Origin of the sequence: Flagellimonas profundi (genome assembly GCF_017313275.1) — a bacterium.
Lineage (GTDB): Bacteria > Bacteroidota > Bacteroidia > Flavobacteriales > Flavobacteriaceae > Flagellimonas > Flagellimonas profundi.
On sequence record NZ_JAFLNM010000001.1, the window covers coordinates 840,194 to 864,913 of the forward strand.

Annotated in this window: 19 protein-coding genes; 6 read left to right on the forward strand and 13 right to left on the reverse strand. The window is 41.8% G+C overall.

Annotation, left to right across the window (positions count from 1 at the left end; translation table 11 throughout):
• Nucleotides 1-12 precede the first annotated feature (12 nt).
• Nucleotides 13-1,320: a UDP-N-acetylglucosamine 1-carboxyvinyltransferase gene (murA, locus tag J0654_RS03865; RefSeq protein ID WP_207026340.1), complete on the forward strand. Its 1,308-nt coding sequence runs from the start codon at nt 13-15 to the stop codon at nt 1,318-1,320.
• A 9-nt stretch (nt 1,321-1,329) separates the two neighbouring features.
• Here the strand turns inward: murA and J0654_RS03870 are convergent, their stop codons facing one another.
• From J0654_RS03870 to J0654_RS03895, 6 genes are all read right to left on the reverse strand, one after another.
• Nucleotides 1,330-3,297 carry a tetratricopeptide repeat-containing sensor histidine kinase gene (locus J0654_RS03870; protein WP_207026341.1) on the reverse strand — a complete coding sequence of 656 codons (1,968 nt, stop codon included), beginning with the start codon at nt 3,295-3,297 and terminating at the stop codon, nt 1,330-1,332.
• A gap of 142 nt (nt 3,298-3,439) precedes the next feature.
• On the reverse strand, nt 3,440-4,444 hold the full coding sequence (locus tag J0654_RS03875) for a pirin family protein (protein WP_207026342.1): 1,005 nt from the start codon (nt 4,442-4,444) through the stop codon (nt 3,440-3,442).
• A gap of 70 nt (nt 4,445-4,514) precedes the next feature.
• The gene (locus J0654_RS03880) at nt 4,515-5,942 is read right to left on the reverse strand and encodes an amidohydrolase (protein WP_207026343.1); all 1,428 of its coding nucleotides are present in this window, start codon (nt 5,940-5,942) and stop codon (nt 4,515-4,517) included.
• A 100-nt stretch (nt 5,943-6,042) separates the two neighbouring features.
• Nucleotides 6,043-7,356: a cryptochrome/photolyase family protein gene (locus tag J0654_RS03885; RefSeq protein ID WP_207026344.1), complete on the reverse strand. Its 1,314-nt coding sequence runs from the start codon at nt 7,354-7,356 to the stop codon at nt 6,043-6,045.
• Nucleotides 7,356-8,048: an SDR family NAD(P)-dependent oxidoreductase gene (locus tag J0654_RS03890; RefSeq protein WP_207026345.1), complete on the reverse strand. Its 693-nt coding sequence runs from the start codon at nt 8,046-8,048 to the stop codon at nt 7,356-7,358. Before J0654_RS03890 ends, J0654_RS03885 begins: the two co-directional genes overlap by 1 nt.
• A gap of 1 nt (nt 8,049) precedes the next feature.
• Nucleotides 8,050-8,547 (reverse strand): SRPBCC family protein, encoded by a 498-nt coding sequence (locus J0654_RS03895; RefSeq protein WP_207026346.1) that lies wholly within the window; start codon nt 8,545-8,547, stop codon nt 8,050-8,052.
• Nucleotides 8,548-8,722: 175 nt separating this feature from the next.
• Between J0654_RS03895 and J0654_RS03900 the strand changes: the two genes are divergently transcribed.
• On the forward strand, nt 8,723-9,577 hold the full coding sequence (locus J0654_RS03900; protein ID WP_207026347.1) for a DUF2911 domain-containing protein: 855 nt from the start codon (nt 8,723-8,725) through the stop codon (nt 9,575-9,577).
• A 50-nt stretch (nt 9,578-9,627) separates the two neighbouring features.
• Here the strand turns inward: J0654_RS03900 and J0654_RS03905 are convergent, their stop codons facing one another.
• The 3 genes from J0654_RS03905 to J0654_RS03915 form a co-directional block, all read right to left on the reverse strand.
• Nucleotides 9,628-11,334, reverse strand: a complete 1,707-nt coding sequence (locus tag J0654_RS03905; protein ID WP_207026348.1) for a sodium:solute symporter family transporter — start codon at nt 11,332-11,334, stop codon at nt 9,628-9,630.
• 111 nt (nt 11,335-11,445) lie between these two features.
• The gene (locus J0654_RS03910; protein ID WP_207026349.1) at nt 11,446-13,977 is read right to left on the reverse strand and encodes a PIG-L family deacetylase; all 2,532 of its coding nucleotides are present in this window, start codon (nt 13,975-13,977) and stop codon (nt 11,446-11,448) included.
• A 92-nt stretch (nt 13,978-14,069) separates the two neighbouring features.
• Nucleotides 14,070-15,014: a septum formation inhibitor Maf gene (locus J0654_RS03915; RefSeq protein WP_207026350.1), complete on the reverse strand. Its 945-nt coding sequence runs from the start codon at nt 15,012-15,014 to the stop codon at nt 14,070-14,072.
• A 115-nt stretch (nt 15,015-15,129) separates the two neighbouring features.
• On the opposite strand from J0654_RS03915, the gene J0654_RS03920 reads away from it, so the two are divergent.
• Together J0654_RS03920 and J0654_RS03925 are read left to right on the forward strand one after the other, a co-directional pair.
• On the forward strand, nt 15,130-16,374 hold the full coding sequence (locus J0654_RS03920; RefSeq protein WP_207026351.1) for a peptidase U32 family protein: 1,245 nt from the start codon (nt 15,130-15,132) through the stop codon (nt 16,372-16,374).
• Nucleotides 16,374-16,604 carry a ferredoxin gene (locus J0654_RS03925; protein WP_207026352.1) on the forward strand — a complete coding sequence of 77 codons (231 nt, stop codon included), beginning with the start codon at nt 16,374-16,376 and terminating at the stop codon, nt 16,602-16,604. The genes J0654_RS03920 and J0654_RS03925 overlap by 1 nt, the downstream gene beginning before the upstream one ends.
• Here J0654_RS03925 and J0654_RS03930 read toward each other — a convergent pair whose 3' ends face one another.
• From J0654_RS03930 to J0654_RS03940, 3 genes are read right to left on the reverse strand one after another with little or no spacing between them, the layout of a single operon-like run.
• Entirely contained in the window at nt 16,605-17,198 is a 594-nt protein-coding gene (locus J0654_RS03930; RefSeq protein ID WP_207026353.1) for a Maf family nucleotide pyrophosphatase, read from the reverse strand.
• On the reverse strand, nt 17,191-17,718 hold the full coding sequence (locus J0654_RS03935; protein WP_207026354.1) for a KdsC family phosphatase: 528 nt from the start codon (nt 17,716-17,718) through the stop codon (nt 17,191-17,193). The genes J0654_RS03930 and J0654_RS03935 overlap by 8 nt, the downstream gene beginning before the upstream one ends.
• The gene (locus tag J0654_RS03940) at nt 17,702-18,463 is read right to left on the reverse strand and encodes a Rossmann-like and DUF2520 domain-containing protein (RefSeq protein WP_207026355.1); all 762 of its coding nucleotides are present in this window, start codon (nt 18,461-18,463) and stop codon (nt 17,702-17,704) included. The genes J0654_RS03935 and J0654_RS03940 overlap by 17 nt, the downstream gene beginning before the upstream one ends.
• Nucleotides 18,464-18,596: 133 nt before the next feature.
• Between J0654_RS03940 and J0654_RS03945 the strand changes: the two genes are divergently transcribed.
• A complete protein-coding gene (locus J0654_RS03945; RefSeq protein ID WP_207027969.1) occupies nt 18,597-21,764 on the forward strand; it encodes a cytochrome c biogenesis protein in 3,168 nt (1,055 codons plus the stop codon).
• Nucleotide 21,765: 1 nt separating this feature from the next.
• Here the strand turns inward: J0654_RS03945 and J0654_RS03950 are convergent, their stop codons facing one another.
• Nucleotides 21,766-23,061 carry a M14 family metallopeptidase gene (locus J0654_RS03950; protein ID WP_207026356.1) on the reverse strand — a complete coding sequence of 432 codons (1,296 nt, stop codon included), beginning with the start codon at nt 23,059-23,061 and terminating at the stop codon, nt 21,766-21,768.
• Nucleotides 23,062-23,292: 231 nt separating this feature from the next.
• Between J0654_RS03950 and J0654_RS03955 the strand changes: the two genes are divergently transcribed.
• Complete coding sequence (locus J0654_RS03955) at nt 23,293-24,702, forward strand: MATE family efflux transporter (RefSeq protein ID WP_207026357.1); 1,410 nt, start codon at nt 23,293-23,295, stop codon at nt 24,700-24,702.
• The last annotated feature ends 18 nt before the right edge of the window (nt 24,703-24,720 follow it).

Sequence of the window (24,720 nt, forward strand, 5' to 3'; positions counted from 1 at the left end):
CCAAAGGAATAAATGGGTACATTTCGAATAGAGGGCGGACACCAGTTGCATGGTGAAATTACGCCTCAAGGGGCAAAGAACGAAGCACTGCAGATTCTTTGTGCCGTATTGCTTTCAGAAGAAAAAATTACCATAAACAACATACCTGACATTGTAGATGTCAATAAATTGATTGCCCTTCTTGAGGATTTGGGAGTTAAAATCCAAAAGAAAGGCAAGGGTTCCTATACCTTCAAGGCAGACGATGTCAATTTGGATTACCTGCAATCCGCAAAGTTCAAGGAAGATGGTCGCGGACTTAGGGGTTCCATTATGTTGGTAGGACCATTATTGGCAAGGTTTGGTAAAGGATACATTCCGAAACCTGGTGGCGATAAGATCGGAAGGCGAAGATTGGATACCCATTTTGAAGGATTTATAAAGCTTGGAGCACAGTTCCGTTACAACAAAGAAGAACACTTTTATGGTGTAGAAGCCGATAAGCTCACGGGAACTTACATGTTGTTGGACGAAGCTTCGGTTACAGGTACTGCCAATATTGTTATGGCCGCTGTTCTGGCGGAAGGAACAACCACAATTTACAATGCTGCATGCGAACCTTATTTGCAACAATTATGCAAAATGTTGAATCGCATGGGGGCAAAGATCACCGGCATCGGATCCAACTTATTGAAAATTGAAGGAGTGGATTCCTTGGGAGGCACCGAACATACCATGTTGCCCGATATGATCGAGATAGGTAGTTGGATAGGTCTGGCCGCCATGACACAAAGTGAACTTACCATAAAAAATGTAAGTTGGGACGATCTGGGTCAAATTCCGACTGTTTTCAGGAAATTGGGAATTACGCTGGAGCGCAAAAACGATGATATCTTTATTCCAAAACACGAAGAGGGATACGAAATACAAAATTTTATTGACGGGTCTATCCTTACCATTGCCGATGCGCCATGGCCTGGGCTTACTCCTGATTTGTTGAGCATTATTTTGGTTGTTGCCACTCAGGCAAAGGGTGAATTACTTGTTCATCAAAAGATGTTCGAGAGCCGATTGTTTTTTGTGGACAAACTCATTGATATGGGAGCAAAAATAATTCTTTGCGATCCCCATCGTGCCACAGTCATTGGTCACGATTTTAATTCCACTTTAAAGGCCACCACCATGGTATCGCCCGATATTAGGGCAGGAGTATCCCTTTTGATCGCTGCATTGTCCGCTAAGGGTACATCCACTATACATAATATTGAGCAGATAGATCGTGGTTATGAAAATATAGATGAGCGCTTACGCGCCATAGGAGCCAATATAGTGAGGTTGTAATATTATTTACTAATCCTTTGGGATCAGTATGGTCACACGTGTACCCGTATTGTTGTTTAAGTTTTCCACTTTTACCAAATCCTGATTTGAAAAACCCTTTAATGCATTAATCCTTTTTTCTGTAAGGTACATTCCTCTGGATATCCTATTGTGGTCTTTCGCGGCGTTGGACTTTATTATCCCCAAACCGTTGTCTTCAATAACACATTCCATATGATTTCCTTTGTCATTAAAAGTGATGGTCAGGTGTTTCGAACCTTTTTTCGGCATCAAGCCATGAACAATGGCATTTTCAATGTAAGGTTGAACCAAAAGCATGGGAATTTCATATTTGTCGAGGTCCAAATTTTCATCAATATCAAAGGAATAGCTGAAGGAATCATCAAAACGAAGGGCTTCCAATTCAATATATATTTTTAAGAGCTCAATTTCTTCCCGCAGTACCAAGCTCACGTTGATGGAGCTTTCTAAAACTTGCCGTAACAGTTTTGAAAATTTGCTGAGATATATGAGAGCTCCTTTTTTGTTGTCCGAGTTGATAAGGTGTTGAATTGAGCTAAGGGAATTAAAGATAAAATGAGGGTTCATTTGGGCCCTCAGCATTCTTTTTTCCAATTCCACGTTCATTTCCTCTATAACTTGTTTTTGCTCGGAAATCAATGTGTTTTTTTCTCTAAGGATCGTATTTGATTTCCGTTTGTTACGATAACGATAATATAGTAAGCTGGCCGAAAACATGAATAAAGCGGAAATGATTGCAAGATAGATTATGCGTTTTTTGTTCGATTCGACCCTGGTGTTCAACAAGGCCAATTCCAACTCATTTTCTTTAATTTCTTTATCCTTTAAATAGACTTCGTGCTTTATCTGGAGGTTTTGGATTTCCTTGACCTTGGTCTCGTTCATTAGGCTATCCTTATAGGCCATGGCTTGATTTGAATGAAAAATCGCTTTTTCGAATTGGTCTATGGTATTATAAATTTCAAATGCTTTTTCGTGCGCTTCCCGTTTTTTCTCATAGGCTCCCTGTAGGCCTTTCAATACCTCAATGTTTTTATTGGAATACACTATGGCACGATCGAATTTTTTTTGATGGAACATCAGATTGGCCAAATTATAGTACACCACTGCCTTTCCTTGTTCAAGGGAAAGTTGTTTAGCTAAATCCAATGCTTTCAAAAGGTATTCTTGGGATAATTCCCATTGTTCCAACTGCAGGTAACAATCACCAATATTGCTGTAAAGGTCGAATAATTTAATGTTGTTCTTTTGTTGTTCCCAATACGGGACTATTTTTAAAAACTTGTCCAGAGCTGCTCGGTAGTTGCCATCCGTAAAATCCATTACGGCTATATTTGCCTCAACGTCGTTCTGCATGGCCTCGCGATCTGGCCCGTTGTAAGTTTCCAAAGCCTTCTTATAACTGGCAATGGCCTTGTCCTTTTCATCCATCAGGTCATATAAAACTCCCAAGTTGTTGTAAACGGAAGCGGCATTTCTTTTTAGGTCGAACGAATCAATTATTTTAAGGCTATTTAGATAGCTTTCCTGACTTGCGGGATAATCCCCGATACGTTTGTATACGATTCCAAGTGAATTGTATATATCGCAAACCATGCTATGATCCTTATTTTGGTTCGCCACCGGAAGGCATTTGTTCAAATACTCCAGGGAACGTGCATAATTATCCGTCATCCCATGGGTAAGGCCTAGGGAGTAGAGCGCATTGGCTTTACCGGTAGCAAAATCGATTTCTTTTGATTTTTCCAAACTTTGCAATCCGTAGGCTACGGCATTTTCTTTATCGATAAATCTGAATTTTATCCCTAAAAGCCTTAAGATGTTTGCTTGAGTAGTATCATCAGCAGTTTCCAGTAAGTTCCGAAGGCTATCTATCTCCTTGGTTTGAGCAGAACAGATGTGCACTAATAAGAAAAAGAGAATGGTAGGATAAATCAGGAAACCGGGGGTCTTCATACAATACTTTAAAGCCAGAATAGCGTAGGTTAGCTTATGTTCAATACATACTCTGTCACGGTTTCAATTTATAAGAATTCTATTTAAAAACCCTCAAAATATTGAAGTAATATACCTAAGAGCCACCTCTGTAAGAAAAGAGTTATTTTTTTACATCCAATTTCCCATCTGGGTATAGTGCAAAGCGGCCTTTGTCCTTATCGTGCACATTATCTGGGTGTGGCCAAGGCCATCCGCCAAATTGCGTAAGGCGGTAATTTTCCATCACTTTTTGTATTTCGGCTTGCGCGTTCATCACAAAGGGGCCGTATTTGGCAACGGGTTCACCAATAGGTTTTCCTTGCAATAACATAAAATGGGCAGTTTTGGAGCCTACTTTAATGTGGACATCTTGGGTTGGGTCCAAAACGATTCCAAAGTTAGGTTGGATTTTTTTTTCGCCAATATGGATTTCATCACCATCATAAAAATACAGTACACGGTTTACTGTGTCGCTTGCACTGGGCAATATATATTCCGAATCTGCATCTACATGAATGTTCCAAACAGCCACTTCGTTTTCGGGGATGGCAGCCCAAGAATCGGGAGCGGGAGCAACAGGGTCAACATCCTTGTATGTGCCGGCCACCACTTTGATTTTAGCGCTTTCCTCTTCTACAACCGGAATATCTTCGTTCCAGAGCATTTTAAAATGAGGGTCTACAAATTTTCCGGTTTTCGGTAGGTTTAACCAGATTTGAAACAATTCCAAAGTGTTTCCCTCATCATCTTTTAATAACGGAAACATTTCGGAATGCTGTACACCTCTTCCCGCGGTCATCCATTGAACATCGCCCTTTCCGAATCTGCCAGCAGCTCCCAAGGAATCGGAATGATCACAAAAGCCTTTGTTCACAATGGTTATAGTTTCAAACCCACAATGGGGATGAGAAGGAAACCCTGGTATGGTTTGTCCGTGGTACATGCGCCATTCTTTAGTCGGATCAAAATCACTTCCCAAGTTTCTTCCTTTAAGCAAAGAAGGGTCAGGCCCCATGTCGCCATTGCCTTTTGGAAAATGGTCCAAATGGTACACGCTGAACAAAAATGGATCCAACGTTTGCCAAGGAGAACTTAACGGAAAGGTTTGCAAAACAGGGTCTTTCATAGCGCAATTTTATAGTTTAAGATCAAAAAGCCTGCTTTTGGCAGGCTTTTCAATTACATTGTAATTCAGTTTATTTACCAGGGATCGGTGGTGGACCATCGATCATGGCCTCATATTTTACATCACCTTTTCTGGTCTTATATTCTTCTTTTACTTTCTCCACCAATTTAGAATCGTCAAAAAGGTCGAACATGGTCATTCCCATGGCCTTGGAGGCATAGACCATTCCTTTGTGCCCAATGCTCATTCCACCACAGGCAACCACGGCCCATGAGTGCCAAGGAGTTCCTTTTGGAGCAACGGTAACACCAAGGTTAATGTTGGGTACATTCCAGCTAACATCACCTACATCCGTAGAGCCTCCGCCAGGTAGTTCCTCTGTTTCTTTTAAGGGATGAACCTCTCCATCCATGCCCACTTGAGGCTTTCCTGTAGCTTCTTGTATGGCCTTACCATAGGCGGTTTCCTCAACGGTATAGGTAATAGGGCCCAAAAGCTCTAGGTTGTTCTGCATTATTTTTCCTCCTTCACGGTTGACCAAGGTTTCGTAAATACCGGAGATCAAAGAATATTTATAATCCACATTGGCCATTATAGCGGCACCTTCGGCCATTGCTTTTACGCGTTCAAACGTTGGGAGCATAACATCTCTTTTGGGGTCACGAACCCTCACCCATAAACGGGCATAATCCGGAACCACGTTCACTACTTGTCCACCGTCTTGAATATGATAATGGATACGGGATGTTGGTCTAATGTGCTCTCTGTAATAATTGATTCCGGTCGTGTACAATTCCAGGGCATCGGAGGCACTACGACCATTCCAAGGGTCGGCGGATGCGTGGGCAGCCTGTCCGTAGAATTCTACCATAAAGTCCACCAAGGCCAATCCACTCTGTACATCGGCTTCAATTTCGGCAGAAGGGTGCCAACTTACGTTAACATCCACATCGTCCCAAAGTCCAGCTTCTACCATCCAAACTTTTCCGAAGAATTTTTCTTCGGCCGGCGTTCCGAAGAATTTCACGGTTCCTTTGATATTTCCAGCTTCGATTTGTTCTTTAATCGCAATGGCAGCTCCCAAACTGGCAGTACCGAACATGTTATGACCGCATCCATGTCCAGGTTCGCCCTCAAACCTTGGGTCTTTGGTTGGAACGGTATTCTGCGAAAGGCCTGGAAGGGCATCAAACTCGCCCAATACACTGATTACCGGAGAACCGGACCCATAAGTGGCTACAAATGCAGTTGGAATGTTGGCCACGCCCCGGGTAACGTTCATCCCGTTTTCTTCGGCATAATCTGCAAGTAATTTTGAAGAAATGGATTCTTCAAAAGCGGTTTCGGCCAGTGCCCAAATGGAATCGCTGATTTTAATTAGATTTTCTTTGTGCTTTTCTACCGAAGCAACGACGGCTTTTTTGTCCTTGGTCATCTTTTGGGCCGATAAGTTCAGCGATATCAATCCCAAAAGGAGTAAGGTTGAAAGTTTCTTCATTTTAAAGGTTTTGAGTTAGTTATGTCCTGTTGGATTGGTCAAGCTTTTTAGAGACAAAGCAAAACGGTTTCAACAGAGAACTAAAATTAACGAAAAAGCTTTAACTGACCGCTTCTTTATATGTTTTTAAACATCTTTCACGGGCCATTTTATGATCAACAATGGGGTCGGGATAACTCAATTCTTGAAGGTCTGGCACCCATTTGTTGATGTACCTCTTGTCCTTATCAAATTTCTTGATCTGTGTGGTTGGGTTAAATATCCTGAAATATGGAGCGGCGTCCACTCCGCTGCCTGCGGCCCATTGCCAGTTACCTACATTGCTGGCCATTTCGTAGTCCAAAAGCTTTTCGGCAAAATAGGCCTCGCCCCAGCGCCAATCAATCAACAGATGTTTACAAAGGAAACTGGCGACCAACATACGAACACGATTGTGCATATAACCTGTTTCATTCAACTGGCGCATTCCAGCATCCACCAAAGGATACCCTGTTTTTCCATTTTTCCATTTTTCAAACTCTTCTTCATTGTTTCGCCATTCGATTCTGTCGTACTTAGATCGAAAGGCCTCATTTACAGTATGTGGAAAATGCCAAAGAATCTGCATAAAGAATTCCCTCCAGATGAGCTCGTTCCAAAAGGTCTCGTTCTTTTCATTTATGGCTTTCTTAACCATTTTCCGGATGGAAACAGTGCCAAAACGTAAATGCGGCCCCAGTCGGGAAGTTCCTTTTTCCTTGGCGGGATAGTCCCGTGTATCCTCATATTTTTGAATCAAATCGGAAGTAGCCGTAAAATCGGGAACTTTTATGGAAGATTCCTCAAACCCCATATCTTGTAAGGATAGTTGCGGTAAGTTATTGGATTGATATAGTTTTTTACCGAGATCGCTAAGCGTATCGTATTCCACCAGATGGATGGATGGATTGAAATTCTCCTTCCATTTCCGCATAAATGGGGTGTACACTACATAAGGATCTCCATCGTCCTTCACCACTTCGTCCTTTTCAAAAATCACTTGGTCTTTAAAGGTGTTGAACTGCACATCATTTTCCTCTAAAAATGATTTTATTTCACCGTCCCGTTCTTTGGCATATGGTTCGTAATCGTGATTGGTGTAGACCGCTTCGATAGTGTAGTTTTCCAATAATTGTTGGAAAACCTTTTTGGGTGTACCATGAAACTGTGCGATTCCGCCATCATGGTTTGTACCGAGCTGATTGCTTATTTTTTGTAGTTGCTCATGGATAAAGGTTACCCTTGCATCATTTTTTGGGAGATTTTCAAGTATTTCGGTATCAGAAATGAATATCGGCAATACAGGAACATCGTTTTGAAGTGCCTGATACAACCCTACATTATCATCCAACCGTAAATCACGTCTAAACCAAAAAATTATGACTTTATCTTTCATTAACTCACGTTTAAACTGGACATTCCGCCATCTACCCCAATAACCTGTCCTGTAATCCATGAATTATCGGAATCCAGTAAAAAGGTAGCCATGTTCGCAATATCCGCTGCATTGCCGACTCTTTTCATGGGATGTCTTTCGGCCATCATCTCTTTTTTCTTGTCATTGCTCAACAGCCGCTCCGATAAGGGAGTATCCACCAAGGAAGGGGCGATTACGTTCACCCTTACTTTTGGTGCGTATTCTGCCGCCAGGGCACGGGCAAATCCCTCGATAGCTCCTTTTGCCGCCGAAACACTGGTGTGGAATGGCATTCCCGTTCCCACGGCCACAGTACTGAAAAATACCATGCTTGAACCTTCGTTCATTCTGTTGATGATGGATTTTACCGTTTTTGCCAAAGCGATAAAATTGATTTCCATATCGTTTTGAATGGTATCGACACCCATTGTTTTAAATGGTTTCAGATTGATGCTCCCCGGGCAATATACAAAGCCGTCCAATTTTTCGGGGATTGCCTTTTCGGAGATGTCCTCGGTCAGGGCATCAAAAGAAATGTGGGTGATGTCCAAACCTGAAAGATCCTCATTACTTCGACTGGCTACATATACCTGATTATTTTTGGAAAGTTTCTTGGCCAGTTCCAATCCAATTCCATAAGAGCCACCAATCAATAATATATTCTTTTTCATGTTATACTTTTCCAATGCTTAAAAAATTTTCTCTCCCATCCACTTGACCGAACAACTCGGCTAGCTTCTTTTCCCTAAATTCAAAAATCTTCTGCAACTGTTTTTTTACCAAAAGGGGGTGTGTTAGTTGTCCCAAAAAACCAAAGGGTAATTTATAATCAATAATATCCTCCATTTCCACACCTTCGGGAACCTCTTTCAAAAAGTGTTTATGGTGCCAAAGGGAGTAGGGACCAAAACGCTGCTCATCCACAAAGTATTCGCCATCTTTTACATGGGTAATTTCGGTAACCCATTTTGTGGAGATCAGAGGGAATGGCTTTACAATATATTGTATTACCTGACCTTGGAACATGGGTCTGTCGGCACCCGCCAAAATATGAAAACCCATATGCTGCGGAGTGATAACTGCCAAATTTTTAGGGTCTGAAAGGAAATCCCAAGCTTCTTTTTTGCTTATAGGAAATATTTGCTTTGATTTTAATTGATAAAGTTGCATCCATTTTAATTTACACAAAGATAGCAGTAAAATGTTTCATAAAAATATTAAAAAGTTAAACAAAAATTAAATAGAGGTCATTTATTTGCTACTTTTGTTTTAAGGTTTAATTAACAAATAGGGCATCGCTTTATCTTAATTTTGCTTAGCTGAACAATTAATACATATTACAACTATGAAAAAATTTGCACTCTTACTATTTACAATGGCAACGTGTTTTTCTTTGGAAGCACAAATACAAACGCCAGCACCCAGTCCATTTTCCACTTTGGAACAAAAAGTTGGATTGACCGATGTTACCGTTAAATATTCCCGCCCTGCCATGAGGGGTAGAACAGTATTTGGTGACTTGGTTCCTTATGGCGCTATTTGGAGAACAGGAGCCAATCAAAACACAGTTATCACTTTTAGTGATGATGTAACCGTAAAAGGAAAAGAACTCAAGGCTGGAAGCTACGCCATTTACACCAGACCGGCCGAGGCGGTTTGGGAAGTCTTCTTTTACACGGACACAGAAAACTGGGGTACTCCACAGGAATGGGACGCATCCAAGGTTGCTGCTACGGTAAAAGTTGAAACTATGGAAGTACCAATGCCCATTGAGTCCTTTACCATAACCATCGATGACCTATATAACAATGGTGCTACTTTGGGCATTATGTGGGAGAACACATATGTTGGAGTCGACTTTGTGGTTCCCACGGTTGATAAAGCGATGAAGAGCATTCAAGAGACCATGGCCAACAAAGAGGACCTCGAAGCCAATGACTACTTTGCCGCAGGTTCCTACTATTTCTCTGAGGGAGTGAATATGGAGCAGGCCAAGGAATGGGTCGACAAAGCTGTTGAAATGGGTGATGGAAGTGCCTATTGGATGATGCGTACCCAGTCTTTGATCTATGCTAAAATGGGAGATAAAGAAGCCGCTATCGAAGCTGCTAAAAGGTCTTTGGCCGCTGCACAAGCTGCAGGTAACCAGGATTATGTTAAAATGAACAAAGACTCCCTAAAAGAATGGGCTAAGATGTAATTGATACTTATATCAAGATAGTAAAAGACCCACTTTTGAAGTGGGTTTTTTTATTCCTCTATAGTGCTGTTGCCAAGGAAGTTATCAAATATTTGAGTAATTGTGGCCAATATAATGACCAATACACAACCAAATGCATTTAACCACAGGTAGGACATCCAATCAAAATACCAACCAATAATAACGATGATCTGGGTTACAATGGCGGCTACAAAAACAGCATTTCCTTTTACAAATTTGAAGAAAAAGGCCAACAAAAATATACCCAGTACATTTCCGTAGAAAATGGAACCGATGATGTTCACTAATTGTATCAGGTTGTCAAAAAGGTTGGCCACATTGGCGATCAAAATGGCAATAATCCCCCAAAGTAGGGTAAAGGCCTTGGTAGCCTTTAAGTAATGCTCCTGTGTATGTTCTTTGTTGCTGTTGCGTTTGTAAAGGTCAAGAGCGGTAATGGTACCTAGGGCATTCAATTCTGAAGCGGTGGATGACATGGCCGCTGAGAGGATTACCGCTAAAAGAAGTCCAATAAGTCCCATGGGTAGATTGTTCAGGATAAAATGAATAAATACATAATCCTTGTCATTGGTTTCAACGGAACCATCCGCTTTGGCAATTAAACTTTTGGCAGCTTCCCTGCTAGCATTTTCCTTCTCATTGATTTTTATGATATCCTGTTTTGCCTGTTCTATGGCATTATATTCTTTAAGTTCCAATGCGGCTGAGAAAGAATGCTGGGCCATTCTCTTTTCTTTCTCCAATTCTTTATGGTCCTCTTCCAAGGATTGATAGTCATTGGCATATTCCGATTGCATAACAGCTTCTGTGGCAGCGGGATTAAAATTTAGAGGAGAAGTGTTATACTGATAAAAAACAAATACCATAGCACCCACTAAAAGGATGAAGAACTGCATCGGTATTTTAAAAATTCCATTGAAAACAAGTGCCAATTGGCTTTCACGTACGGATCTACCTGATAAATACCGCTGAACCTGACTTTGGTCTGTCCCAAAATAAGCCAAAGCCAAAAAGAATCCCCCAGTAATACCACTCCAAAAAGTGTATCGATTATTGGTATCAAAACTGAAATCCAAAATATTCAGCTTGTTGTTGGCCCCTGCAATTTTTAAAGCTTTATCAAAAGAAATATCAGTCGGAAGAGCGCCCATTATAAAGAAAAAGGCAAAAAACATTCCCAACATTATGATGAACATCTGTTGCTTTTGGGTAACACTAACAGCTTTGGTACCACCAGAAACTGTGTATATGATCACCAAAATTCCAATGATAATGTTCAAAGTTCTTAGATCCCATCCCAATACCGCAGAAAGTATGATGGAAGGCGCAAAAATTGTGATTCCTGCGGCCAATCCACGTTGCACCAAAAACAACAATGCCGTAAGGGTACGTGTTTTCAGGTCAAAACGCCCCTCGAGCATTTCATAAGCAGTAAAGACCTTTAATTTTTTGTAGATGGGAATAAATATCAAGCAGATGACGATCATGGCCAAGGGAAGCCCAAAGTAGAACTGGACGAACCCCATTCCGTAATGAAAGGCCTGGCCCGGTGTAGACAAAAAAGTAATGGCACTTGCCTGTGTGGCCATAACGGATAAACCAATGGTCCACCACTTTACGTTATCCCCGCCGCGAACATAGTCATCCACGTTCTTGTTGCCACGAGTTTTCCAAACACCGTATGCAACGATAAAGAGTAGGGTGCTACCAAGAATAATCCAGTCGAGTAATGCCATTCAGGATACTAGTTGTTTAAAATCATTATGAGGTAAAACACCAAAATATATATGGCATTTAAAAGGATTACGATGCTGTATTCCTTCTTCCATTCAAATTTGGTATCCATATTATCCTTTGACATTACTGTCTCTTTTTACTTCATCTTTTCCTACCGAAAGCATATTTGCAAAGAGTTTATATGCTCCCGAAACCCCAACAGGCAATTCCCTGAAAAAGCTTAAACCGGTGTAAATATAGTGACCTTCTCCATAAGGTGCTACAATAAGGCTACCTTGTTTATCGGTTTCCCCTTCATCTTTCATGGATAGAATCGGTGTAAACTCTGAGCTCCACTCGCTTGGAAAATATAATCCTCGCTCTTGCACCCAACCATCAAAATCTTTTTCTGTGATGGCATTCGGAAAATTAACCAACGAATTATTCGGTGCCAATATTTTTACCTCAGCATTTTCGTCGGTGACCCTATCACGTGAAAGTGTCACATCGTAAGGTGCAATATTTTCAAATTGACTGGCCCACCTTCCTGCAGTGTTGTATTGTACGATCATGGTGCCGCCCCTTTCAACATAATCAAATAAAACAGGTTGCTTGAACTTTAGGGCGCCCACAACATTGTAGGCCCTGATCCCGACCACTACAGCATCATATTTGTCCAAATCCCCATTTTGAATATCGTTCGGGTCCACTAAATGGACTTGATAACCGATTTGCTCCAAACTTTCGGGAACATTGTCACCAGCTCCCATGATGTAGGCAATATGCTCACCGGACTTTTTTATATCCATGCGCACCACTTTGGCTTCCGAAGGAAGTAGGACAGATTGCTTGGGGATATGGTCATAATCAATTTCTACAAGCTCTTTATCGTATACTTTGTTGCCCATAGTGATTTTGGGCTCCAATTTGCCCTCGCTTTCCATATCGGGAGGGGTAACATTAAATGCAACGGATATTTCCTCTCCTTTTTGTGATATGGAAAAGGGAATACTGCTTGGAGAAACTACCCAACCCGAAGGATGGTTCAAGGCAACGGTACCGGACACATCATTCTTTCCAGCTCTAATTTTGACTTGGACCTCTTTGGTATCGGCGTTGGCAAAAATCAGCACTTTCTCGTCGATTTTGGAGGTAACATCAGGTAATATGGCAAAAGGCTCATACAATTCACCTCTATCAGGTCTGGAATAGCGGTGAACAACGGATTTCTCAAATGGAATTTCAACACCATCGACCTCTACCGTAAAAATAGCTTTGAAAGCACTTGGTGTTTCAGGTTTGCCAATTAAACTTTGGTCTGTAACAGTATATGTTCCCAAGGTTCCTGGTTTGTTCAACCAATAAGGACTGGTATACGATATATTTTCGGGCACCTTAAAGCTTATTTCAAAATTTTCTCTTTGATTGTCGACCAATACTTTATTGGGAGTTAATTTGGCATCGGCCCCAATAATTTCGATTTGTTTTAAAGTAACACTTGGAGATGACCTATTGATGGTTTCAATGTTGATCACTGTTTGGCTACCAGGAGTAGCGGAAGCACTTGCAGAACTAGCTTCCAAATACAGTCCTGCGGCAGCCAAAATAATTTTTTTCAATTCTTCGGACTTTAGGGTTCTCCAATGCTCATCTTCCACTTCTTGCAGTAATTCATATGCTTTTACAAGCTCAGGGATGTGTTTTGATGGGTTCTGAAAATCAAAATTTTCCTCAACATCATAAAGAATGTTACCGACGGCTTCGCCTCCTTCCACACGCGACCAAGTGGTGTTGATACCTTCAAAAACATTGTTGTTTTGGGGCATGTCACCTTTAAGGAGTTCAATATATTCATCAGATGATCCTCTATCGGTCAACCTGCCAAATCCTTGGCATAGGTGTTGACTACGAGCCATGGCGGCAATTTCGTTGTTGGATAGGCCAAGTTCCGGGTAGTAGGTGCCAACATCTAACTTTACCATACCCGACTTATCGGCTTCGGCAAACTTTTCCCTGCTTCCATATTGCCACCACGACGTGTTGTAAAAAATACGTTTAGGTTGCCAGGGCGTAGTCCATTGCAATTGGTCGGAGTACACATTGGGATTGTTGGCAAGATCAAAAGCCTCCATGCTCAAAATAGCAGAAGATGTATGGTGACCATGGGTGGAACCAGGTGTTCTGTGATTAAAACGGTTGATGATCACATCGGGCTTAATGTTTCGAATGGCCCAGACCACATCCGACAGCACTTTTTCCTTGTCCCAAATTTTTAAGGTTTCCTTCGGATGTTTGGAAAACCCAAAATCGATTGCTCGGGTAAACCGTTGTTCGCCACCATCCATGTGTCTTGCGGCCAAAAGTTCTTGTGTACGCAAAACGCCCAAAAGCTCAGCTAACTCAGAACCGATCAAGTTTTGCCCGCCGTCACCACGAGTCATGGAAAGGTACACGGTCCTTGCTTTTTCGTGGTTGGCCAAATAAGAAATTAGGCTGGTATTTTCGTCGTCGGGATGCGCCGCTACGTAAAGTGCCGTTCCTAAAAAATTAAGTTTTTGGATTTCATGAAATAGCTCTGCGGAGGTTAGCTTATCTGGTTTTTGGGCAAATGAATTTGTTAAAAATAACGTGGTTATGGAGAGGAATACCCAAAAATGCTTCATACTTGGTTGTTTAGTGGTTATTTCAAATATAGGTAGTTTGTAGGCAGTCATCCGATTCTTTAAAAGACTTTTAACATTGCAATTGCTTACTGTTATAAACCTAAACTGTCCCTTAAGATTAAATTCTTGTTGTCATTTTGCTGCCAATAGGCAGTTTTTAATGATTTGATTTTGGTAGCCGATGTTGTCAATGTTTTTGCATCAGAGCCAAAGCCGCTTTTTAATTCCTCTGTCCAACTTTCAATGGAATAGGGGAAATCAGCAGTGAAATGTATCATCAAATTTCGTTCCAATTTCGGGTAGGAAATGGTGTAAGTGGAAATGCCATCTTTGGATGAAAGTTGGGCATTGGCATTATATGCTTTTATTTCTTGATGACTTAATCTAAGGAACTCTAAAGAAGGAATCATGGAAACATCACCCAATGGAAGATGATCGGGATTGATTCGGATTTTGGTCCAGATTTCATTTTCTAAAATAGTTTTTTCCATGGAGAACGCTCGATCGGCCTCTCCTTCAAAATAAGAATGGGAGGTGAAGTCAAATTTTTCACGATTGTTCAGTTGGGAGTACACATGACCACACCATTCTTGAACGGATAAACTTGTTTTAAGCGCATGCTGATTATCGTAAACGGGATAAAAAGTACTGCTCATGATGGAGTAGGGATAGATGCCCGTCAAAAACTTTTTAGTGGCATTCAACTTTAAGACCGATACGTTTTCGGGATTGCTGTTGTTTGCTTTTACCTGTTCTGTGGGCAAAAATGGTTCGGTAACATAAATCAACACGGCCTTGCCATCCCGAAGCTCTCCATATCTTGCCTGTTCCAATTGATAAGAAGTAATTTCCGCCTCTCCCGCATACCAGTACTGTTTAAAATTTTCTGAAAGTGGATTTTTGGGAGGTTGCTCTTTGGTTTTTGTGGTAGGAGCGGTATCTGTTGATGTTTCCGTTTTGTTTTCCTGTTTACACCCTACAAATAGGAGAATCAACAATAAAAAAGAAGTGCCAAAGGTTGAGTTAAAGAATTTCATAAGCGTATTTTTTCAAAGTTATAGGTAAAGTCGGTTTATATCAATATACTTAACTTTTTCCAATACACGGAAAAATGTAGTTTTGCAAAATATTTCGGAAGCTAAACTTTTTGGTATGCAACAGATTGAGTTGATGGCACCTGCGGGTAATTTTGAATCCTTACAGGCTGCGTTGGACAATGGGGCCGATTCGGTATATTTTGGCGTGGAGCAATTGAACATGAGGGCGAGAGCCACTATGAACTTTACTTTGGATGATTTGCCCGAGATTGCGAAGCGATGTAATGCAAAAGGGGTACGGACTTATCTAACCTTGAACACTATTATATATGATCACGACCTTTCCATCGTTAAAACCTTGTTGAAAAAAGCCAAAGAGGTAGGGCTGACTGCGATTATTGCCATGGACCAAGCTGTGATTGCTTCCGCCAGGGAGTTGGGATTGGAAGTCCATATTTCAACCCAAATCAATGTAACGAATATTGAAACGGTGAAGTTTTACGCCATGTTCGCCGACACTATGGTATTGAGCCGGGAGTTGAGTTTGCGCCAGGTAAAGAAGATTACGGAACAGATAGAAAAGGAACAGATCAAAGGACCATCAGGCCGTTTGGTGGAAATCGAGGTTTTCGGTCATGGTGCTCTGTGCATGGCTGTTTCGGGTAAATGTTACATGAGCTTACATTCGTACAATTCATCGGCAAATAGGGGAGCTTGCAAACAAAATTGCCGTAAAAAGTACACGGTTATTGATCAAGAGACCGGTTTTGAAATGGAACTGGACAATGAGTACATTATGTCCCCGAAGGATTTATGTACTATCGATTTTCTAGATCAAGTGGCCGATGCAGGTATTAAGGTATTGAAGATAGAGGGTAGGGGGCGTGCTCCCGAGTATGTGGCCAAAGTCATCAAATGTTACCGTCAGGCTTTGGATAGTTTATACGAGGGCAACTACGACAAGGAAAAAGTGATTGCTTGGATGCAGGAACTGGAAAAAGTCTACAACCGAGGTTTTTGGAGTGGGTACTATTTGGGCCAGAAATTAGGGGAATGGAGTAAAATTCCTGGCTCATCCGCCACACAAAAGAAAGTTTACATTGGAAAAGGAGCTCACTTCTTCCCTAAGAGTAATATTGGTGAGTTTACCATAGAAGCTTACGATATCTCTATTGGTGACACTATTTTGGTAACAGGGCCAACAACAGGAGCCAAAGAAATGAAAGTCACCGAAATGTTGGTGAATGACACTAAACTTTCCACCGCCAAAAAGGGCGATTCCGTAACCATTCCTTTGGATTTCAGAATTCGACTATCGGACAAGTTGTACAAAATCGTGGAAAATAAGGTAGAGGCTTAATGGTTGTAGTTACGCTTCAGCGCGAAAAATGTATAGGATGCAATTACTGTGTGGAGATGGCCCCAGAGCAATTTGCCATGTCCAAAAAAGATGGAAAATCTGTTTTGCTGCATTCCCAAAACAAAAAGGGCTTCCATACCATAAAATCCCATGACGAAGGTATTTTTGAGTCTTGTGAACAAGCGTCAAAAGCCTGCCCTGTAAAAATTATTTCGGTAAAACAAACCTGATTACAGCTCCATAAGAGCTTTATAGACCAAATCTGTGGGCAGCCCCACTACATTGGTATAAGAACCTTGAATTTCAGTAATACCTATCATTCCGATCCATTCCTGTATCCCGTAGGCACCGGCTTTATCAAATGGTTGGCAAGTTTCAATGTAGTAGTTGATCTCGTCATCCGAGAAATCTTTCAACTTAACCTTAGTGATGCCACTTACAGTTTTTTGGGAATCTTTTGTGGTAAAACAAACAGAGGTGATCACTTCGTGCCAATCCCCCGAGAGTGTACGAAGCATTTCAAACGCCTCGGCTTTATCAGCAGCTTTGGCCAAGGATATTTTGTTGTGCCAAACCACGGTATCCGAAGTGATCACAATTTGACCAGGTTCCAGCTCCTTCAAAAATGGAGTGGCTTTGAGCTTGGCCAGATACTCGGATATTTCTTGCCCTTGCAATTGCTCAGGATAGACCTCTTCTACCGATTTTGGTCGAACTTCAAAGTCCAGTCCCAACTCCTCCAAAAACATTTTGCGCCTTGGTGAACCAGAGCCCAAAATGATTTTTTTGTCCTTGAGCTTTTCTCTGAGTGGATTTTTAGTCATTCTTGGCACTGAAATTATCGTTCCAGTCCCCGCGAACCTTCAAGACTTGCTCAATAATATCCCGAACACAGCCATCGCCCCCATTTTTATGGGAAACATAGTCCGAAATAGCCTTTACTTCAGGTACCGCATTCTGAGGGGAAGTGGCAAGAGCTACCATTTTCATAGGGGGAATGTCTGGGACATCGTCTCCCATGTAAACCACGGATTGCGGGTCTATACCGTGAATGTCCAAATATTCTTCCAACGGTTCTTGTTTATGATGGGCGCCCATATAAAAATCGGTTACGCCAAGACCTTTTAAGCGTTCTTTTACACCTTGGTTGGTCCCGCCTGTAATGATACAAACGTTGTACCCTTTTTTTATGGCTGTTTTTAGGGCATAACCATCCTTTACGCTCATTTTGCGAAGCAATTCCCCATCGGTGGTAATCAAGACCGTTCCATCGGTAAATACACCATCAACATCAAAAACAAAGGTGGTGATACTGCTTAAAAGCTCTTTATAATTCTTCTTCATGGGCTTGTTTTATGGCTTGACTCAATAATTTATAGAGTGTACTATGTTCTTCTTTGTTCAAAAGTTCTAGGTGATTCCCCATACTTTTTACATCGTTTCTGCGCGCTGGTCCCGTTTGTGCTTCAGTTGGCGACATAATTTGCACTTTATTCGCCGTTTCCAAAATCAAAGGTTTCAAAAGTTCAAATGAAAGGCCTTCTTCCAAACAAAGTTCTTCCCCAACATGGTATAGGTAGTTGGTGAAATTGTTCACAAAAACCGCTGCAAGATGCAATTTTTTTCGCTGATCGGAATCAATATAATGCACGTTTTCCGATATGGATGTTGCCAGGGTCCTTAAGGTCTCCAAAGAATCTTTTTCTTCAGCTTCCATACAGATGGGAATATTGGAAAAATCAACGGCTTTGCCTTTGGTAAAAGTTTGTAGCGGATAAAAAACCCCTTTGTTTGTGGTCTGTATCGCATTCAAACCCATGGCACCCGATGTATGGGCCACCAATCCTTTTTTATTCGATAGATACTTGGACACTTCGCCAATAGCGTCATCTTTTACGGCGACCAAATATACATCGGCGTCGGCAATGGCATCAAAATCATTGGAAATCGTAGCGTGTCCGGAAAATTGCTGTAAGTCCTCTCGATTGCGGCCAACAACTTGGACTACATCAACATCCCTTGCTTTTATAAAAGCATCATAAAGATGTTTGGCGAGGTTCCCTGTCCCCAAAATCACAATCCTAAGCATGCCCAAAACTACAAATTTAGGGTTGATGGATTATAGTAAGAATTAACAAATCTGTATGATTTTTATCCTTTTAAGCAACAAAGAAGTTCTAAAAAGACCTTATTTTTGCAAGCCGAAAGTAGACCGAATTTCCATGATCGATATTCTTAAGAAAACGCTTTTTTCCACTAGACTTATGGCTGTTCTGTTTTTGGTTTTTGCTGCAGCAATGGCCATCGGAACCTTTGTGGAGAGCTGGTACAGTACCGAAACCGCACGAATTTACATTTACAACGCAACCTGGTTCGAGGCCATTATGGTCTTTTTCGTGATCAACTTTTTCGGAAATATTTACAGGTATCGTTTGTTGGAATGGAAAAAATGGCCCGTACTGATTCTTCACCTTTCATGGATTTTGATCATTGTAGGTGCTTTTGTAACCCGTTACATTAGTTACGAAGGTATGATGCCGATCAGGGAAGGCGCAACTGAGAAAATATTTTATTCGGACAAAACCTACCTGACTGCTTTTGTAGATGGAGACATCAATGGAGAAACCAGAAGAAGGGTGCTGGAAGATGATATTTTAGTGACCCCGGAAGGAAAACGATCCAGTTTACCATGGAAATCCGACTTCAATGGACAACCTTTTTCCATCAATTACGTGGATTTTATCAAAGGAGCGGAAAAAGGATTGATTCCCGATGAAAATGGAACCGAATACCTTCAAATTGTGGAGGCAGGTAATGGACAACGCCACGAACATTATCTGGAAAATGGTAAAATAGCCAGTGTTCACAACATTCTTTTTGCCCTTAACAATGAAACCGACGGTGCCATCAATATTTTTTATGATGAAGAAAACGGTTATCGCATCAAATCGCCTTTCGAAGGGAGCTTTATGCGCATGGCAGACCAGTTTCAAGGCGAAGTGGCCAGCGATAGTATCCAGCCGTTACAACTGCGCTCGCTCTACAATATGGGGGGGATGCAGTTTGTGGTTCCGGACCCAATAATAAAAGGGCGCTACGGCATTGTTAAAGTACCTGATGAGGAGATCACCAAGGTTACACAAGATGCTTTGGTTGTTTCTATCTCCGCAAATGGGGAAAGTAAAGAGGTGAAATTGTTGGGAAGTAAGGGAACTTCCAATTTCTCGGATAAGATCAATGTGGGTGGATTGGATTTTTCATTGAGTTATGGCTCCAAAGTGTACGAGCTTCCTTTTTCTATTGAATTGAATGATTTTATTGCGGAAAAATACCCTGGAACCGAAGCGGGATACGCCTCATTTATGAGTAAAGTTACGGTACACGACGAGCGACCGTTTGATTATGATATTTATATGAACCATGTTCTTGACCATCAAGGATATCGATTCTTTCAATCCAGTTTTGATCCCGATGAAAAAGGAACCGTTCTCTCCGTAAATCACGACTGGTGGGGCACTTGGATTACCTACATTGGCTATTTTCTGCTTTATATTGGTTTGATGGGCATTATGTTCTTTGGAAAAACACGTTTTAGGGACTTACAGACCATGCTCGAAAAAATAAAGGAAAAGAAAGCGGCATTGACAACCATTGCAATTTTCTTTGCCCTTGTATCGACCAATGCACAAGAGGAAACCCATGAGCATTCTACCGCCGCCACAAAAGCGCAAATAGACTCCGTAATTCAAGCTACAACGGTGGCCAAGGAGCATGCAGAAAAGTTTGGCACTTTGGTGATACAGGATGAGGGCGGACGTATGAAACCCGTAAACACCTTTGCGTCTGAACTATTGCGAAAGTTGAGCGGTGACGATAAATTTAGAGACCTTTCTGCCAACCAAGTTTTTCTATCCATGATGCTGAACCCGGGAGTTTGGTATGCAACGGATATTATTGCCCTGGGCAAAAAGGAAAACGATAGCATACGTAAGGTTATCGGAGTTCCCGAAGGTACCGAGTTTGTAAAGGCGACCGACTTTTTTGATTCTAAAGGGGCGTATAAATTGAGACCCTACTTGGAAAAGGCGACCTCCACCAATAATCCATCCAACTTTGAAAAAGACTTTAAAAAAGTAGGAGAGCGGCTGAGTTTACTCGACATTGCTTTGAGTGGAAGTATTGTTAAAATATTTCCCTTGCTGAACGACGAGAACAATAAATGGATTTCCGCTGTTGAATATCGTGGAGGGGAATATCAGGTTCAGGATTCGTTGTATGCCAATTTCATCAAAAATGCGATGCCCTATTATTTGAACTCCCTGCAACAATCCATCGTAACTGGGGACTATTCCCAGCCCAATAGATTGTTGGAAGCCTTCAAACAGAACCAAAAGAACCATGGGGAAGAAGTATTACCATCAGAAAACAAGATAAAAACAGAGATTATTTACAACAAGCTGGACTTGTTCAATCGTTTGTACAAGTACTACGCCATGGTCGGAGTATTGTTGTTCTTTGTTTTGATTGGCAAGATTTTCAAGGAAAGAAAATTTTTGGATGCTTTCGCTTACCTGTTAAAAGGGACCATCGTCCTGTTTTTTGTCTGGCATACCATAGGTTTGATATTGCGTTGGTACATATCTGGCCACGCTCCTTGGAGTGATGCCTATGAAAGTATCCTCTATGTGGCATGGGCAACCATGGGCATTGGTTTGGCCCTAGGTCGAAAGAGTGAGCTTACCATTGCCGCCAGTGCTTTTGTAACCTCCATGTTGTTGTGGATTGCCCATCAAAGTTGGGTGGATCCTGCGATTGCCAACCTGGTTCCTGTGTTGGACAGTTATTGGTTAATGATTCACGTTGCCGTTATTGTGGGAAGCTATGGCCCATTAACGGTTGGAATGATTTTAGGAGTCGTAGCATTGTTATTGATGGTACTTACCACGGAAAAGAACAAAAAACGAATGGACCTCAATATTAAGGAGCTAACGGTAATCAATGAATTGGCGCTTACTGCTGGTTTGGTGATGCTTACCATAGGTAACTTTTTGGGTGGCCAGTGGGCCAACGAAAGCTGGGGCCGCTATTGGGGCTGGGATCCAAAGGAAACATGGGCCCTAATTTCCATTATGGTATATGCCTTTGTGCTGCACATGCGGTTGGTTCCGGGTCTGCGTGGCAAGTGGATCTATAATTTTGCCAGTATAGTGGCCTTTGCCAGCATCATGATGACCTATTTTGGGGTGAATTTCTATTTGGTCGGACTGCACAGTTATGCCAGTGGGGACCAAGTAATAACCCCAAGCTTTGTTTGGTATACAGTACTTGGGGTCTTTATTCTGGGAGGTATCAGTTTTTGGCGGTACAAAGTGCACTATGCCAAAAAATAGATCATTCCTCCATTAAAAGTTTCATGATTTCCTCGGCGGCAACTTTGCCTTTTTCCCTTAGGAAAGGTCTGGAAGTATTGTCGCCCAGCTCAAATACAATGGCGGGCATTCCGTGGTTTACGTAAAAGTACTTGCTGGATACCATGGTAGGATCAATTTCATCGGAAGCACTTACATTGGTTTTCTTTTGTGGTAATCTTTCGCTGATATTCGCTATCCAATCGAAGATGATTTTTCCTTTATCACCCGTTACGGTAGTATCAATAGGGTAGTAGATATCGTCCCAGGTGGAGTGGAAATCCGCCCCGAAAACAAAATCATATGTTTTATCTTTTTCCATAAGAAAATCACGAACGTTTCTGGTCTCCGGCTGATTAAAGTTTTCCCAGTCCCTGTTTAGGTCAATACCGCCCATATTGTGTCTCCAATGTCCGTTGTCGGCACCATCGGGATTCATCAATGGTACAACAAAAATGGCATGCTCTTTTCTAAATTCCTTGGCTTGATCGGAATCCCCCGAAATGGTTTCGATAAAGGATTTCATTGCTAAGAACCCTGTAACTTCGGGTGGGTGCTGTCTGGAAATGATCATCAAAGCTTTTTTTGCTTCTTCATTTCCATTGATTTCCATTAAGTGCATGGTTCTTTTTTCTTTGGAAAGCCCTATCGGATAATTTTCAATAAATGGCTTCTGACTCAAGGAATCTACCCATTCTTTCACTACGGAGGAGGTGTAAAGTTCCTGGGCGGAGATCCATGTAGGTTCTTCGGTAACACTAATGGTCAACTCGGCAGATTCCGGAGCGGCTTTGATTCCAAATTCACCCTCTCCAGGGCCAATGGCCTTAAACTTTGTACTATCCAGCGGAGTAAAGTTTCTTCCATCTGTACTGATCTTCGGATAATATCTACTTCTTGAATCTTGATAATTTAATTGAACCGTAATGTCGCGTGGCTCTTTGGACCATACCTGAAAGGCGTACCACGGGCTCACATTTATGGGAGTGTTTTCCGCTGTCACCCAAATGGTATAATGATCATCGCCGTCGTGGGCAACACCATTTAAACGGGCACCTTCAAACTTATTGGAAAAGAAAGTGGTACTGTCGTTAAAGGCCCAAACGCCTCTCCATTGTTTTTGAATGGGCTTGTCCACCGTGGGTACAACTGGGCTTTTTCCCTGCCCTTGGTAACCTGTTTTTTCTTCTGTTTCGGCAGTTTCTGGGTTCTTTTTACAAGATGATGAGAGTACCATGGAGGAGAATATTCCGATGGCAATCAAACTTTTAATACGCATGGTTTTGAAATATTTGAGTTGGTTTGGTTACGAAGGTAGCAACAAGGATTGGAGTTGTACATAAAAAAATAGTAATAATATATCGGTATTTTTCGCATATTTGCATCATCATGAAGCTATAAGAATTATGTACGCGATAGATGTCACCATTGGGGGAACCCGATTTATGTAACCGAACTCTTCTCGGTTATTTGACATATCACTTCTTTTTTTACACATAATTCTTTGAAAATGAATCATCAACATACAAATACATTTAAAAAATTTATCCGGTATTTCTGGATAGCTATTTCCGGAAAGGAAACGGAATTCACTTCTGGAAGTATCCGAAAGGCCATTTTTATGCTTTCCATTCCCATGATCTTGGAAATGCTCATGGAATCCATATTTGCTCTGGTGGATATTGCATATGTATCCAAAGTAAGCGTAAATGCCGTAGCCACCATTGGGTTGACCGAATCCGTGATTACTTTGGTCTACGCCCTGGCCATTGGGTTGAGTATGGCCGCCACCGCAGTTGTTGCCCGTAGGATTGGCGAAAAAGATGTGGATGGTGCTCGTATTGCCGCTGTGCAGGCCATTGGTTTAGGCCTGGTAATTTCAATTTCCATCGGAATCATTGGGATTATCTATGCCCAAGATATTCTGGCGTTAATGGGGGGTGAACCCGATTTGATTGCCGAAGGTTACGGTTACACGCAATTTATGATAGGAGGGAACATTACGGTAGTGCTATTGTTCTTGATCAATGCCATTTTTCGTGGTGCGGGCAATGCATCCATTGCCATGTGGGCCCTGGTACTTTCCAATGGACTCAACATTATCTTGGACCCCATGTTCATTTTTGGTTTTGGTCCCATTCCGGAAATGGGAGTAAAAGGAGCGGCTGTAGCCACCAATATAGGTAGGGGAACGGCAGTACTTTTTCAACTGGGGATTTTATTCTTTGGTTGGGGCAAGATCAAACTGATGATAAAGGATTTGGTGCTGGACTTTAAGGTGATGTTTAATTTGATCAAGATTTCTATGGGCGGAATTGCCCAATTCTTGATCGGCACTTCCAGTTGGATTTTCCTGATGCGCATCATGTCCGAATTCGGAAGCGAAGTATTGGCGGGTTATACCATTGCCATTCGGGTAATGATGTTCACTTTGATGCCGTCTTGGGGCATGAGCAACGCCGCTGCCACTTTGGTCGGTCAAAACCTTGGTGCCCAACAACCCGACAGGGCCGAACGGTCCGTTTGGAAAACGGGGAAGTACAATGCCTATTTTATGGGAACGGTTTCTTTGGGATATCTCATTTTTGCGAATACCATCATATCTTGGTTCAATACAACCCCTAAGGTGGTAGAGAGCGGGGCACTTTGTCTTCAAATTATAGCTTTGGGCTATATATTCTATGCCTATGGCATGGTAATGACCCAGGCTTTTAATGGGGCAGGGGATACACGTACGCCCACCAAGATCAATTTTATTTCTTTTTGGTTGTTTCAATTGCCTTTGGCTTACATTTCTTCTTTGGTTTTAGGCTGGGGGGCTACGGGGGTTTTTGTGGCTATTACCTTGGCAGAAATACTGATTGCGGTGTTGGCCATGATTTGGTTTAAAAAAGGAAAGTGGAAGAAAGTCCAAGTATGATGTGTTTCGTATCTTTAT

Coding starts and splice junctions, on each gene's coding strand:
- J0654_RS03955 (WP_207026357.1), top strand. CDS start 23,293: ATGAATCATCAACATACAAATACATTTAAAAAATTTATCCGGTATTTC.
- J0654_RS03890 (WP_207026345.1), bottom strand. CDS start 8,048: ATGAAAAAGAATATATTATTGATTGGTGGCTCTTATGGAATTGGATTG.
- J0654_RS03895 (WP_207026346.1), bottom strand. CDS start 8,547: ATGCAACTTTATCAATTAAAATCAAAGCAAATATTTCCTATAAGCAAA.
- J0654_RS03880 (WP_207026343.1), bottom strand. CDS start 5,942: ATGAAGAAACTTTCAACCTTACTCCTTTTGGGATTGATATCGCTGAAC.
- J0654_RS03885 (WP_207026344.1), bottom strand. CDS start 7,356: ATGAAAGATAAAGTCATAATTTTTTGGTTTAGACGTGATTTACGGTTG.
- J0654_RS03935 (WP_207026354.1), bottom strand. CDS start 17,718: ATGAAGAAGAATTATAAAGAGCTTTTAAGCAGTATCACCACCTTTGTT.
- J0654_RS03900 (WP_207026347.1), top strand. CDS start 8,723: ATGAAAAAATTTGCACTCTTACTATTTACAATGGCAACGTGTTTTTCT.
- J0654_RS03940 (WP_207026355.1), bottom strand. CDS start 18,463: ATGCTTAGGATTGTGATTTTGGGGACAGGGAACCTCGCCAAACATCTT.
- J0654_RS03950 (WP_207026356.1), bottom strand. CDS start 23,061: ATGCGTATTAAAAGTTTGATTGCCATCGGAATATTCTCCTCCATGGTA.
- J0654_RS03910 (WP_207026349.1), bottom strand. CDS start 13,977: ATGAAGCATTTTTGGGTATTCCTCTCCATAACCACGTTATTTTTAACA.
- J0654_RS03920 (WP_207026351.1), top strand. CDS start 15,130: ATGCAACAGATTGAGTTGATGGCACCTGCGGGTAATTTTGAATCCTTA.
- J0654_RS03905 (WP_207026348.1), bottom strand. CDS start 11,334: ATGGCATTACTCGACTGGATTATTCTTGGTAGCACCCTACTCTTTATC.
- J0654_RS03925 (WP_207026352.1), top strand. CDS start 16,374: ATGGTTGTAGTTACGCTTCAGCGCGAAAAATGTATAGGATGCAATTAC.
- J0654_RS03875 (WP_207026342.1), bottom strand. CDS start 4,444: ATGAAAGACCCTGTTTTGCAAACCTTTCCGTTAAGTTCTCCTTGGCAA.
- murA (WP_207026340.1), top strand. CDS start 13: ATGGGTACATTTCGAATAGAGGGCGGACACCAGTTGCATGGTGAAATT.
- J0654_RS03870 (WP_207026341.1), bottom strand. CDS start 3,297: ATGAAGACCCCCGGTTTCCTGATTTATCCTACCATTCTCTTTTTCTTA.
- J0654_RS03930 (WP_207026353.1), bottom strand. CDS start 17,198: ATGACTAAAAATCCACTCAGAGAAAAGCTCAAGGACAAAAAAATCATT.
- J0654_RS03945 (WP_207027969.1), top strand. CDS start 18,597: ATGATCGATATTCTTAAGAAAACGCTTTTTTCCACTAGACTTATGGCT.
- J0654_RS03915 (WP_207026350.1), bottom strand. CDS start 15,014: ATGAAATTCTTTAACTCAACCTTTGGCACTTCTTTTTTATTGTTGATT.